This window comes from Microlunatus capsulatus (assembly GCF_017876495.1).
Lineage (GTDB): Bacteria > Actinomycetota > Actinomycetes > Propionibacteriales > Propionibacteriaceae > Microlunatus > Microlunatus capsulatus.
Map to the genome: position 1 here is coordinate 2,842,043 of NZ_JAGIOB010000001.1, position 12,300 is coordinate 2,854,342.

A 12,300-nucleotide genomic window follows, 5' to 3' on the forward strand; every position below is an offset into this window, starting at 1 on the left:
GCGCGCTCACCGCGCGCTCGCCGTCGCGGCCGGCCCCGGCACGGTGGCCAGCAGCGTCCCGACGACGTCGGCCGCGGCCAGCCCGCTGGCCCAGGTCTGCGGGTTGAGGGTGATCCGGTGCGCCAGCGCGGCCACGGCCACCTGCTTGACGTCCTCCGGGGTGACGAAGTCGCGGCCGTCGAGGACCGCGCGGGCCCGGGCGACCAGCAGCAGGGCGAGCGAGCCGCGCGGGGAGGCGCCGACCTCCACCGAGGGGTGCTGGCGGGTGGCGGAGGCGAGCGCGACGCAGTAGCGGACGACGTCGGGGTCCACCGCCACCTGCTCGACGCCGGCCTGCATGGCCAGCACGGTGGCCGGGTCGACGACGGCCCGGACGGCGGTCTCCTCCTGCTGGCGGGCCAGCCGGCGGCCGAGCACCTCCGCCTCGCCCTCGGCGCTGGGGTAGCCGACGGCGAGCCGGACCAGGAACCGGTCCAGCTGGGCCTCCGGCAGCGGGTAGGTGCCCTCGTACTCGACGGGGTTCGAGGTCGCCATCACGTGGAAGGGGCGGTCGAGGGTGAAGCTGCGGCCCTCGACGGTGACCTGCCGCTCGGCCATCGCCTCGAGCAGCGCCGACTGCGTCTTGGGCGCCGTCCGGTTGATCTCGTCGGCGAGCAGCAGGCCGGTGAACACCGGTCCGGCGCGGAAGGCGAAGGCCGCGCTGCCCGGCTCCCAGACGTAGGAGCCGGTGATGTCGGCCGGCAGCAGGTCCGGCGTGCACTGCAGCCGGGTGAAGTCCAGGCCCAGGGCGCCGGCCAGGCTGCGGGCGGCCAGCGTCTTGCCCAGCCCCGGGACGTCCTCGAACAGCACGTGGCCGCCGGCGAGCACCGCGGCCAGCGCGGTGGGCAGCGCGTCCTCCATGCCGACCACGACGGTGCCCACCTCGGCGAGCACCTGCTGGCCCAGCCGGGCCACCTCGGGCACGCTCAGCGGCTGGACGGGGGCGGCGGGCGGTGCCACCTGGGGCTCGGTCACGGGGTGGTCCTCTCGGTCAGCCGCTCGACCGCCAGGGCGGCACGGGCGTAGGCGTCGTAGCGGGGCGGGGTGCCCGGGTCGGCGGTGAGGGCGGTGTGGGCGTCGGGTCCCAGCAGCGCGCGGGCCCGGTCGGCGTCGGACGGGTCGTCGAGGTCGACGCCGCGCCAGCGGAGCCGCCGGGTGGCGATGCCGCGCAGGTGGGCCAGCGAGCGGCGGTCGACGCGGGACTCGAAGCCGTGCAGGCCCCAGGACAGCCGGTCGACCTCGCGCCGGGCGCCGGTGTCGGTGCGGTCGTCGTCGTGCTCGGGCCAGCCGTCGTCGTCGGCGACCGCCGTCGCGCGCAGCCGCAGCAGCACGCAGGCGGTGAGCGCGAGCAGCAGGCAGTGCGCGAGGTCCAGGCCGACGACCAGCATCAGCACGAAGACCCCGGCGCCCAGCGCGGCCGTGCGGGCGACGTCGCCGGCGGTCACGGCGGCGGCCCGGCGTCGGCGGAGAAGCGCGACCAGCTGCGGGCCAGGTCGGCCAGGCAGCGGCGGGCCTCGACGACGGCGGCCGGTCCCACGCCGTCGGCGGAGAAGCGGGCCCGGTGGTACAGCCCCAGCAGCGTGGTCACGGCGGCCGCGTCGGCCTCGGTGGCGGCCAGCACCCGCGAGGTCAGCTCGGTGGGCGTGTCCGCCGGGCGGCGGGGGACCCCGGAGCGCGCCGCCGCGTCCTCCAGCGCCACCCAGGCGGCCAGCACGGCGTCGGTGGGGTCGACGACGGTGTCGAGCAGCTGCTGGGCCTCCCGCACGCCCTGCTGCACGGCCGGGGCGTCGGGCCCGCCGTCACCGGCCACCAGCCCGCCCGTCGGCGCGGCCGCGGCGTTCTTGACCGGCGTGCGGGGCAGCGCCCGCCAGACCCAGAAGAGGACGGCCAGCAGCGCCACCACCAGCGCGGCCCAGAGCACGGGCACGACGAGGGTGCCGGTCCCGGCGTCCTGCAGGGGCGGGGGGCTGCTGGGGGCCGCCGTCGGCACCGACGGGAGGTTCCCCGGCTCGACGTCGGGGCCGTCGCCGAAGACGCCGAAGCGGTCGGTGATCCCCCAGGAGGAGCCCGTCGCCGCGGCGAGCACGACGAGTGCGCCCACGGCGAGGACGGCCGGCACCAGGGCCGCCGGGCGGCCCGGCCGCCGTCCCTCGTCCCGGTGCGCCACGGCCTCAGGATAGGGCGGCGGCCCGGGGGCCCGGCCGCCTAGGCTGCCCGGCATGACCACCGCGGCCCCGGCCGGACGGCCCCGGACCGGCCGGCCGCTCCGCCGCGCGCTGCGCCCGCTGGCCCTCGGCCTCGTGGTCGTGCTGGTCTACGGCCTGTGCCCGGCCGGGGCCGCCTCCCGCGCGGTCCGGGACCGGGTCGTCCCCCTCGACGCGCTGACGACCGGCGTCGGCGCCGGCGGACGGCTGGAGCCGGTGCAGGACGCCGCGCTGCTGCTGCCCGGCAGCCGGGTGCTCGCGGGCGCCCCGGGTGCCGCCGGGCGACGGCGGGCCGAGCAGGCGTGGCTGGCCTCGGGCTCGGTCCCGGCGGTGCCCGGCCTGGAGGGCAGCACGATGGTCCGCGACGCCCTGCTGGACCTGCGCACGCTCGCCCTCCCCGACGGGGTGCCGGTGGCGGCCTGGTCGCCGCCCTGGCGCTACGTCTGGCCGCGCGACTCCGCGCTGGCCGCGGCGGCGCTGGCCCGGACGGGCCACCCGGCCGACGCGGCCGCGGTGCTCGACTTCCTGCAGCGCGTGCAGCCGGCGTCCGGGGTCTTCGCCGCGCGCTACTCACCCGACGGCTCCGGGGTGCCCGACGACCGGGGCGAGCAGCTGGACGGGACCGGCTGGGCGCTGTGGGCGCTGGCCGCGGTCGTCGAGGCGGCCCCCGCCGCCGACCGCGCGGCCCTGCTGGCCCGGTGGGCGCCGCTGCTGGACCGCTCCACCGCGGCCGCCCGCGCCGCCGTGGACGACGGCCGGCGGCTGCCGCCCGCGGGTCCTGACTACTGGGAGGTGCCCGAGCGCCGCCCGACGCTGGCCACGGCGGCGCTGCTCCGGGCCGGGCTGGCCGCGGCCGCGCGCCTGCAGGGGCTGGCCGGCGACCCGGCCGCCGCGGAGCGCGCGGGCGCGGCGGCCGACCGCCTGGCCGCCACCGTCCGCGCCCGCTTCGGCGACGGCTACCCGCGCCACCCGGGAGGGCCGGCGTCGTCGGTGGACCTCGGCGTCGTCTTCCTGCTGCCCCCGTTCGCCGAGCACGCCGACCCCGACGCCGTCGCGGCCTTCGCGCGGGTTCCGCGGGCGATGCTGCGGCCCGCGGGCGGGCTGGCGCCGGGCGGGTCGTGGCGCGACGACGGGATCAGCTGGACGACGTCGACCTCGAGCTGCGCGCTGGCCGCGGCCGCGCTCGGCGACCGGGCCGGGGCGCAGGCGTGGCTGCGCTGGCTGGACGCGCACCGCACCGCGGCCGGCTCGCTGCCGGAGAAGGTGCTGGCCGACGGCAGCCCCGCGGCGGTCGCCCCGCTGGCCTGGGCCAGCGCCGCGGTGGTGCTGGCGGCCGTCGAGCTCGGTCCCTGACCGACCCGCCGGGCGGCCGCGGTCGGCCTCCGCTCAGAGCGGGTGGGTGAGGTTCAGCGGGTCCTGCAGGACGGCGTCCCGGGCGGCGAGCGCGGCCCCGAGGACGACGCGGCTGACCGAGACGGTCTCGAGGCTGACCACCTGGGTGGAGGCGAACGGACCGATGGCGGTGCGGGCGTCGAGGCCCTCCTGCAGCGTGCCGAGCAGCGACGGCCCCAGCAGGCTCAGGTACCCGCCCAGCACCACGGCGTGCGGGTTGAGGGTGCCGATGATGCCGTCGAGGGCGACGCCCAGGGCCCCGCCGCCGTCCTGCAGGGCCTGCAGCACGCCGGGATGCCCGGTCCGGGCCGCCTCGACCAGCATCTGCAGGCCGCGGAACGGCTCGAAGGTGGTGAGCCGCTCGGCCTCCGACGCCGTCACCAGCCCGCTGCGGACCAGCAGCTGCTCCGGGCCCAGCAGCGACTCCAGGCAGCCGCGCCGGCCGCAGCCGCACGCCGGTCCGTCCGGCTGCACCCGGACGTGGCCGAGGTCGCCGGCGCCGCCGTCGGCCCCGCGGAAGATCTCCCCGTCCAGGACCACGCCGCCGTTGAGCTCGCGCAGCCCGCCGAGGTAGACCGCCACCTCCGGCATCGGGGGCGGCAGCTCGGCGCGGACCGCCTGCAGCGCCGCCAGGTGGCCGTCGTGCTCGACACCGACGGTGACGTTCTCCCAGCCCGCCCCGTAGACGGTGTCGTAGACGGCGGTCTTGAGCTCCAGGCCGTCCCAGCCCAGCGTCGGGCACCAGCTGACGGTGCCGCCGTCGCCCGCCACGTAGCCCGGCAGTGCGAGGTGCACCGCGACGAGCGTCCGCTCCTCCGGGATCCGGCGCAGCTGACCGCACAGGGCCTCGTGGAACAGCGCGAAGCCGCGCTCGGGTCCGGAGTGCAGCAGCTGCAGCGGGACCTGCTCGCGCCACAGCTCCCGCCCGCCCACGGTGGTGCAGACGAACGAGGCCTCGAGCATGTCCAGCTGCACCCCGAGGACGCACCAGGCGTCGCCGTCCAGCGCGATCGGCTTGGTGGGCCGGCCCGCGCCCGGCCGGCGGACCGGCTCCAGCTCGCGGACCAGGCCGCGGGCGCGGAGCTCGCCGACCAGGTCGGTCATGGTGGAGATGCCGAGCCCGCAGCCGTGCGCGATGTCGTGCCGGCTGCTGGCGCCGTGGTCGCGGACGTGCCGCAGGATCTGGGTCAGGTTGCCCTGCCGCAGGTCGCCCGCACCCCCGCTGCGCCGGCCGGCGTGCAGGGGGTGGCTCCGGGACATGGGGGGATCGTAACCCATTCATTCGGCCTGAAAACGGATCAATGAAAGATCATTCCCGCGCTTTCTCGGACGTTTCTCAGGTCAGGGCGTGGACGCTATTTATTGGTTGAACGTTGTAATTCCGGTGACCGCGCCCCGGGCCGGCGCGGTCCGGGCGGCTAGGGTTGTCGAGGTCTCGTCGGACCGGCCCCGCGCCGGCCACGGGCCCCCCTGCAGCAGCACGCCGGCCCGCCGGCACGACGAGGTGAGGACCCGACCGTGATCAGCACCCAGGAAGTGCCCCTGGCCTTCGACGAGGCGGCCCCCAGCTACGACGCGATGGTCGCGCTCAACCCCGGCTACCACGCGCACCTGGCCACGGCGGCCGAGGCGCTGCTGGAGGCCGCTCCGGCCGGCCGCCCGCTGGCGCTGGTCGACCTGGGCTGCGGGTCCGGCGCCTCGACGCGGGCCCTCGTGACCGCCGCGCGCGACGCCGACCGCGACGTCGCCCTCACCGGGGTCGACGCCTCCTCCGGGATGCTGGACGAGGCCCACGCCAAGCGCTGGCCGACCGGGGTCTCGTTCGAGCACGGGCTGGCGCAGGACCTGGCCGCCCGCCGGTCCGAGTTCGGCCTGGCGGGGCCCGTCGACGGCGTGCTGGCCGCCTACCTGTTCCGCAACGTCGGCCCGGACGAGCGCGACGCCGTGCTCCGCGACGTCCACGACCTGCTGGCTCCCGACGGCGTCCTGGTCGTGCAGGAGTACTCCGTCGCCCAGTCCCGGGTGGCCGACCTGGTCTGGTCCCTGGTCTGCTGGCTGGTCGTCATCCCGCTCAGCTGGGTGACGTCGCGGCAGACCCGGCTCTACCGCTACCTGTGGCGCAGCGTGCGCGCCTTCGACGCCGTGCAGACCTTCGTCGACCGGCTCTACGCCGCCGGCTTCGTCGACGTCGAGGTCTCGACGGCGCCCGGCTGGCAGCGCGGCATCCTGCACACGTTCCGGGCGAGGCGGGCGGGGTGAGCGCTGGGGGCTGGTTCCCGGGCCGCGACCCGCGGGCCGTCCGGCACCCGGGCGCCCCGGGCGCGCGGCGCAGCACGGGCGGGCACCCGGTCCTGGTGGCCGGCGGCGGCATCGCCGGGCTGACCGCCGCCACCGGCCTCGCCGAGCGGGGGGTGCCGGTGACCCTCGTCGAGGCGCAGCCCCAGCTGGGCGGCCGGGTCCGGGCCTGGCCCGTCGAGCACCCCGGCGCGGGCGGCCCCCCGGTGACGATGAGCCGCGGCTTCCACGCCTTCTTCCGGCAGTACTACAACCTGCGGGCGCTGCTGCGCCGCACCGACCCGGGCCTGGACCGGCTGGTGCCGCTGGCGGACTACCCCCTGGTCTCGGCCGCCGGCCAGCGCGACTCCTTCGCCGCGGTCCCGCGGACCCCGCCGCTCTCCATCGCCGCCTTCGTGGCGCAGAGCCCCTCCTTCACCGCCGCCGACCTGGCCCGCGTCGACATCCCGGCGGCGCTGGAGCTGCTGGACGTCGACTTCCCCGCCACCTTCTCCCGCTACGACGGCGAGAGCGCGGCGGACTTCCTGGACCGGCTGCGCTTCCCCTCCGACGCCCGGCACCTCGCGCTGGAGGTCTTCGCCCGCAGCTTCTTCGCCCACCCGTCGGAGTTCGCGGCGGGGGAGCTGGTGGCGATGTTCCACTCCTACTTCACCGGCTCGGCCGAGGGCCTGCTCTTCGACGTGCCGCGGGACGACTACGACACCAGCCTCTGGGCGCCGCTGGGCCGCCACCTGCACGGCCTCGGCGTCGAGGTGGCGACGTCGGAGACGGTCGAGCACGTGGCCGGGACCGGCGACGAGCTCGAGGTGACGCTGGGCTCGGGGGAGCAGCGCCGGGTCTCCGGCGTCGTGCTGGCCACCGACCCGGGTACGACCCGGCGCCTCGTCGACGGCTCCCCGCTGTTCGACGACGACTACCGCGGCCGGGTGGGCGCGGGCCGCAACGCGCCGCCGTTCGCCGTCTGGCGGCTCTGGCTGGACCGCCGGGCCGACGTCGAGCGCGCGCCGTTCCTCGGCACCAGCGGGTTCGGGCCGCTGGACAACGTCTCGCTGCTGGAGCGCTTCGAGGACGGCGCCCGCCGCTGGTCCGAGGCGCGCGGCGGCTCGGTCGTCGAGCTGCACGCCTACGCGCTGGCCGACGGGGTGGACGAGGACGCGCTGCGGGCCGAGCTGCGGCACCACCTCGACGTCCTCCTCCCCGAGCTGGCCGGCGCGGCCGTGCTGGCGCAGGAGTGGCTGGTGAGTGCGGACTGCCCGCTGGCCGGCACCGCGCCCTGGCAGCTGCGGCCCGGCGTCGCGACCCCCGACCCGCGGGTGGTGCTGGCCGGCGACGGCATCCGCTGCGACCACCCGGTCGCCCTCATGGAGCGGGCCGCGACGACGGGCTGGCTGGCCGCGAACGCGCTGCTGGCCCGCGAGGGCGTCGCCGGCCACGACCTCTGGACCGTCCCGACGGCCTCCCGGCACCCCGTCGCCGGCCGGGTCCGGCGGCTGCTCACCCGCGCCGGCTGAGCCGGCGCGGCGATTCTCAGCCGGGGAACTCGCCCCGCTGGCGCAGGTCGTAGCGGCGCTCGGCGTAGTCGAGGTCGTCGACCCAGAGCTGCCGGGCGGTCCGGCGGATCAGGGGCTTGAGCACCGGGGAGAACCAGCGGGCCGCGGCGAAGCCGGGGCGGTCGGAGTAGGCGATCGTCGCCTCGGTGATCATCGTCCTCGGCCGGCCCTCCTCGTCCACCCCCAGCGGGGTGGCGTGGGTCTCCACGACGCTGCCGGCGCCCTCGCCCTCGGTGATCCGCATGACGATGGTGCGGGCGTCGGGGCAGCTGAACTCGGCCTGGACGGGGACGCCCCACGTGCGGCTGAGCCGGAACGTCACGTCGACGACCATCGTCGTGTCGTCGCTGGCGTCGTCGTCGACGACGAGGTGGCTGAAGGCGTAGGGGTGGAACCAGGAGCCGTGCCACGGGTCCAGCCGGTTGGCGATGACGTCCTGCGGCTCGCAGACGCCGGGCTGGGCGATCACGGCGGCGACCGAGCCCAGCAGCGGCGGGCGCGGCGGGAGCGAGGGCCGCTCGGTGGGCTCCTCGCCGGGCGTGGGCAGGCCCACCCAGACCAGCACGCCGTCGTCGAAGGCGCGGTAGGGGCTCCAGCCGGGCTGCGGCGCGTTCTCGAAGGCCAGGCCGTGCCAGCGGCAGTACATGGTGCCGTCCAGCACGGGGCAGCGGTCCATCAGCGCGCCCAGGTGCGGGCAGGCGCCCGGCCCGGCGACCAGCGTGCCCTCGCCGTCGCGCCACAGCACGACCTCGCGGCCGGCGATGGTGCGGGCGACGGACTCGGCGCGGCCGACGTCGGTGCTGGCCCCGGCGACGTACCAGCCGCCCGAGTTCTGCGCCTGGGAGACCGCGAGCGCGGCGGCGATCCGCCGCGGCTTGGCCAGCCGCCAGGTCGAGATCATCCGGTCCTCGCGGGGCTGCGGCACCCGGTAGAGCGGGATGCGGCTGCGCACCGACGCGGGCATCGGGACCCCGGGCAGCAGGTCGGGCTCGGCGGCCTGCTGGCCGGTGGCCTGGCCGACGGCGTCAGCGGGGGTGCGGAGCGACATGGTCGGCGGTCCTTCCTGGTCCGGTCTGGGCGGCGGCGGGCGGCGTCGGCGGCCCCGCCACCATGATGCGCGCGGCGGTGGTGGCCTTGCGCCAGGTGGGCACCCGGGCCCGGGTGGTGAAGACGTCGTAGTCGGCGGCCTCGATGCGCTCGAGGATCTGGCTGTAGAGCACCCGGGCGGCGCCGACGCAGCGGGCCGAGCGGCCCGGCAGCAGGGCGATGCCGGTGTCGGCCAGCGCGTAGAGCTCGCGGTTGCGGGCGATCTGGAAGGCCAGGAACTCCCGCCACTCCGGCGTCGCGCGCCGCCGGCCGCGCGCCTCCACGGCCTCACCTGCGGGGGGGACGACCCCCCCGAGCCCCCCCGCGACACGCGAAGGGTCGAGCTCGACGCCGAAGCGCCGCAGGTCCTCCTGCGGCACGTAGACGCGGCCGCGGTCGAGGTCCTCGTCGACGTCGCGCAGGAAGTTCGTCAGCTGGAAGGCCAGGCCCAGGGCACGAGCCGGCTCCTTCGCCATCGGGCTGGCAGGCTCCAGCACCGGGAGCATCATCTCCCCGATGACCGCGGCCGAGCCCTCCATGTAGCCGCAGAGGTCGTCCCACGTCTCGTAGGCGGTGGTGGTGAGGTCCATCGCCATCGCGCCGAAGAAGCGGTCGAAGCACTCGCGCTCGATGTCGCAGCCGACGACGGTGGCGGCGACGGCGGCCATCACCGGGTCGTCGCCGGTCGGGGCACCGGCCTCCTCGGCCGCCACGGCGGTCCGGTAGCGGTCGGCGAAGGCCTGCAGCGCGGCCGCGGTGGCCGCGGTGTCCCCGCCGTCGATGACGGCCTGGTCGTCGACGATGTCGTCGGCGAGCCGGCAGAGCGCGTACACCGCGTGCACGTGCTTGCGGCGGGCCCGGGGCAGCAGAGCGGCGCCCCAGTAGTAGGTGGTGCCGTAGCGCCAGGTCAGCCGGGCGGCCTCGCGGTAGCCCGCGTGCAGCAGGGCCGTGCGGCCGCCGTCGGAGGCGGCGGGGGCGTCGGTGGTGCGGCTCACCGGGTCGGCCCCGGCAGGTAGCCGCTCACCCGCTCGGCGGCGAGCTTGCCCGAGATCAGCACCATCGGCACGCCGACGCCGGGCACCGTGCCCGAGCCCGCGAAGAAGAAGCCGGGCACCCGCTTCTCGACGTTCGGCGGCCGGAACGGGCCGGTCTGGGGGAACGTGTGCGCGAGGGCGAACGGGGTGCCGGCTGCCATCCCCTGGCGCTGCCAGCCGAGCGGGTCGACGAGCTCCTCGGTGACGACGTCGTCCGGGTAGCCGTTGGCGGAGAGGAAGCCGTGCAGCCGGTCGCGCATGGCCGGCGCCTCCTGCACCCAGTCGATCTTGCCGCCGGAGAGGTTGGGCACGGGCTCCAGGACGAACAGCGACGAGCAGCCCTCCGGCGCCGCGGAGGGGGCGTCGAGCGAGGCGATGGTGACCATCCGCGACGGGTCGGGCATCAGCTCGCCGCGGTCCAGCAGCGCGTCGAAGGCCGTGTTCCACTCGTGCCCGAAGTGGATGTTGTGGTGCGCGGCGCTCTCCTCGGGGAGGCCGCGGACGCCGACGTGCCAGACGACGGCCGAGGGCGAGTAGTCGCCCTTGCCCGGGCGCGCGGCCCGCGGCGGGGTCAGCTCGGGCAGCAGGTGCTCGTAGGCGACGGGGGTGTCCAGCGTGCAGACGACGGCGTCGGCGCTGACCGCCTCACCGCCCGCGAGGCGGACGCCGGCCACCCGGCCGGTGGGGGAGCGCAGCACCGTCTCGACGCTCTCGCCGTAGCGGAACTGCGCGCCGGCCTTCTCGGCCGCCTGCGCCAGCGCCAGGGGCACCGCGTGCATGCCGCCCTCGGGGAAGAAGACCCCCTCGATGCTGTCCATGTAGGTGATCACCGCGTAGAGGGCCAGCGCCTTCTCGGGCGCCAGGCCGGCGTACATCGCCTGGAAGCTGAACAGCCGGTGCAGCCGCGGGTCCTGGAAGTGGGAGCGGACGGCCGGGCCCAGCCGGCGGAACGCGCCGAGCTGCAGCAGCTTGGCGGCGGCCCGCGGGTTCTTCAGCAGCCCCAGCGGGGAGTCGAAGTTGGTGTCGATGAAGTTCGGCATCTCGGCGACGTAGAGCTTGCGCAGCCACTCGACGAAGCCCTCGAAGGCCGCGGCGTCGACGCTGCCGCAGGTCTCGGCGATCTCCTGGCGCATCGCGTCGCGGTCGCCGCGGACCATGATCGTGCTGCCGTCGGCGTACACCGCGCGGTAGGCCGGGTCGAGGCGCTTGAGCGGGCCCAGCGCGGACAGGTCGCTGCCGGCGGCGCGGAGCACGTCGGCGATGAGGTCCGGCATGGTCAGCACGCTGGGGCCGGTGTCGAAGGTGAAGCCGTCGCGCTGCAGCAGCCCGTTGCGGCCGCCGGCGATGTCCTCCCGCTCGACGACGGTGACGTCGTAGCCGCGACCGGCGAGGTGGCAGGCGGTGGAGAGGCCGGCGAGACCGGCCCCGATGACGACGACGGAGCTCATGCGCGGGCCGGGGACGGGGTGGTCATGCGGGTGGGGTGCTCCTCGAGCGGTGGGGTGGGACGGGGGCGAGGGCCGCTCACCGGTCGCGCCAGGCGATCCGGTGGGCCATCTGGGTGAGGCCGGCGACGCCGTCGGGGTCGAGCCCCTCGGCGCCGAGGGCGGCGACGGCGGCGTGCACGTGGGCGCTGATCCGGGACTCGACGGCGTCGACGACGCCACCGGCCCGCAGCGCGTCCTGCAGGAAGACGACGTCGGCCGGGCTCAGCGCCGGGGTGCCGACCCGTTCCAGCACGTCGCGCGCCGGGCCCTGCAGCAGCTCGTGGGCCAGGGAGAGGATGACGGTGGGCTTGCCCGAGAGCAGGTCGTCACCGGCCGGCTTGCCGGTGCGGGCGGGGTCGCCCCAGACGCCCAGCAGGTCGTCGCGCAGCGCGAACGCCTCGCCGACCTCGGCGCCGTAGGTGGCCAGCACCTCGACGGTCGCGCGGTCGGCGCCGGCCGCGGTGGCGCCCAGCTGGAGGGGCCGCCAGACGGTGTAGCAGCCCGACTTGGCCTGGGCCACCTGGCGCGCGTGCTCCAGGTCGCGGCGGCCGGCGGCGCTGCCGGTGAGGTCCCGGCTCTGCCCGCGGACCAGCTCGACGACCAGCACCCGCCACACCGACCGCATGGCCGCCGGCAGCGAGCTGACGAGGTGGTCGGCCTCGGCGTGCGCGAGGTCGCCGACCAGGACCGCGATGCTGTCGCCGAAGCGGTTCGCGCTGCCGCGGCCCCCGCTGTGCAGGTGCAGCTGGGCGGCGAGGGTGTGCACCGAGGGCTGGCCGCGGCGGGAGGCGGACTCGTCCATGACGTCGTCGTGGATGAGGGCGAAGATGTGCAGCAGCTCCAGCGCCGTCGCGACCTGGAGGACGTCGGCCGCCCCGCGGTCGTCGCGCCGGCCGCCGGCCACCACCCAGCCCCACAGGCACATGCTCGGCCGGATGCGCTTGCCGCCGGTGCCCACGAGGCCGCGGAGCAGCTCGGGCAGGTCGCGGTCGGCCAGGATGTCGACGACGGCCCCGTGCGGGCTCAGCTCGTCGGTCCAGACGCGCTCGAGGTCGTCGACGACCTCGGCCATCCGGGCGTCGACGCGGACGAGGAACTCCTCGTTCAGCTCACCGGCGCGGCGGGTCGGCAGGGCGACGACCGACGAGGACCCCCGACGCCGGCCCGGCAGGCCCGAGGGCGAGAGCTGCGAGCTCATCGCGTCCTCCGACCG

General features: G+C 76.9%; 11 protein-coding genes. 3 read left to right on the plus strand and 8 right to left on the minus strand.

Annotated features, from left to right (window positions below; translation table 11 throughout):
• Positions 1-6: 6 nt before the first annotated feature.
• The 3 genes from JOF54_RS13145 to JOF54_RS13155 are packed head-to-tail and all read right to left on the minus strand — an operon-like array spanning position 7 to position 2,206.
• A complete protein-coding gene (locus JOF54_RS13145; RefSeq protein ID WP_307804134.1) occupies positions 7-1,014 on the minus strand; it encodes an AAA family ATPase in 1,008 nt (335 codons plus the stop codon).
• A complete protein-coding gene (locus JOF54_RS13150) occupies positions 1,011-1,484 on the minus strand; it encodes a hypothetical protein (RefSeq protein ID WP_210056497.1) in 474 nt (157 codons plus the stop codon). Before JOF54_RS13150 ends, JOF54_RS13145 begins: the two co-directional genes overlap by 4 nt.
• Complete coding sequence (locus tag JOF54_RS13155; protein WP_210056499.1) at positions 1,481-2,206, minus strand: DUF4129 domain-containing protein; 726 nt, start codon at positions 2,204-2,206, stop codon at positions 1,481-1,483. Before JOF54_RS13155 ends, JOF54_RS13150 begins: the two co-directional genes overlap by 4 nt.
• Positions 2,207-2,258: 52 nt before the next feature.
• Between JOF54_RS13155 and JOF54_RS13160 the strand changes: the two genes are divergently transcribed.
• Positions 2,259-3,596, plus strand: a complete 1,338-nt coding sequence (locus JOF54_RS13160; RefSeq protein ID WP_210056501.1) for a glucoamylase — start codon at positions 2,259-2,261, stop codon at positions 3,594-3,596.
• Between the two features lie 33 nt (positions 3,597-3,629).
• Here JOF54_RS13160 and JOF54_RS13165 read toward each other — a convergent pair whose 3' ends face one another.
• Complete coding sequence (locus JOF54_RS13165) at positions 3,630-4,895, minus strand: ROK family protein (protein ID WP_210056504.1); 1,266 nt, start codon at positions 4,893-4,895, stop codon at positions 3,630-3,632.
• A 258-nt stretch (positions 4,896-5,153) separates the two neighbouring features.
• Between JOF54_RS13165 and JOF54_RS13170 the strand changes: the two genes are divergently transcribed.
• Together JOF54_RS13170 and JOF54_RS13175 are read left to right on the plus strand one after the other, a co-directional pair.
• A complete protein-coding gene (locus JOF54_RS13170; protein WP_210056506.1) occupies positions 5,154-5,894 on the plus strand; it encodes a class I SAM-dependent methyltransferase in 741 nt (246 codons plus the stop codon).
• Positions 5,891-7,441 (plus strand): FAD-dependent oxidoreductase, encoded by a 1,551-nt coding sequence (locus JOF54_RS13175; protein WP_210056508.1) that lies wholly within the window; start codon positions 5,891-5,893, stop codon positions 7,439-7,441. Before JOF54_RS13170 ends, JOF54_RS13175 begins: the two co-directional genes overlap by 4 nt.
• A 16-nt stretch (positions 7,442-7,457) precedes the next feature.
• Here the strand turns inward: JOF54_RS13175 and JOF54_RS13180 are convergent, their stop codons facing one another.
• From JOF54_RS13180 to JOF54_RS13195, 4 genes are all read right to left on the minus strand, one after another.
• Complete coding sequence (locus JOF54_RS13180; RefSeq protein WP_210056510.1) at positions 7,458-8,528, minus strand: Rieske (2Fe-2S) protein; 1,071 nt, start codon at positions 8,526-8,528, stop codon at positions 7,458-7,460.
• Positions 8,506-9,561, minus strand: a complete 1,056-nt coding sequence (locus JOF54_RS13185) for a phytoene/squalene synthase family protein (RefSeq protein ID WP_307804136.1) — start codon at positions 9,559-9,561, stop codon at positions 8,506-8,508. Before JOF54_RS13185 ends, JOF54_RS13180 begins: the two co-directional genes overlap by 23 nt.
• Positions 9,558-11,048: a phytoene desaturase family protein gene (gene crtI / locus JOF54_RS13190; protein ID WP_210056512.1), complete on the minus strand. Its 1,491-nt coding sequence runs from the start codon at positions 11,046-11,048 to the stop codon at positions 9,558-9,560. Before crtI ends, JOF54_RS13185 begins: the two co-directional genes overlap by 4 nt.
• Before the next feature lie 76 nt (positions 11,049-11,124).
• Positions 11,125-12,285, minus strand: a complete 1,161-nt coding sequence (locus JOF54_RS13195; RefSeq protein WP_210056514.1) for a polyprenyl synthetase family protein — start codon at positions 12,283-12,285, stop codon at positions 11,125-11,127.
• Positions 12,286-12,300: the final 15 nt, after the last annotated feature.

Bases quoted from the DNA above. Each gene is read 5' to 3' on its own strand.
- JOF54_RS13160 (WP_210056501.1), top strand. From the start codon at position 2,259: ATGACCACCGCGGCCCCGGCCGGACGGCCCCGGACCGGCCGGCCGCTC.
- JOF54_RS13180 (WP_210056510.1), bottom strand. From the start codon at position 8,528: ATGTCGCTCCGCACCCCCGCTGACGCCGTCGGCCAGGCCACCGGCCAG.
- JOF54_RS13165 (WP_210056504.1), bottom strand. From the start codon at position 4,895: ATGTCCCGGAGCCACCCCCTGCACGCCGGCCGGCGCAGCGGGGGTGCG.
- JOF54_RS13195 (WP_210056514.1), bottom strand. From the start codon at position 12,285: ATGAGCTCGCAGCTCTCGCCCTCGGGCCTGCCGGGCCGGCGTCGGGGG.
- crtI (WP_210056512.1), bottom strand. From the start codon at position 11,048: ATGAGCTCCGTCGTCGTCATCGGGGCCGGTCTCGCCGGCCTCTCCACC.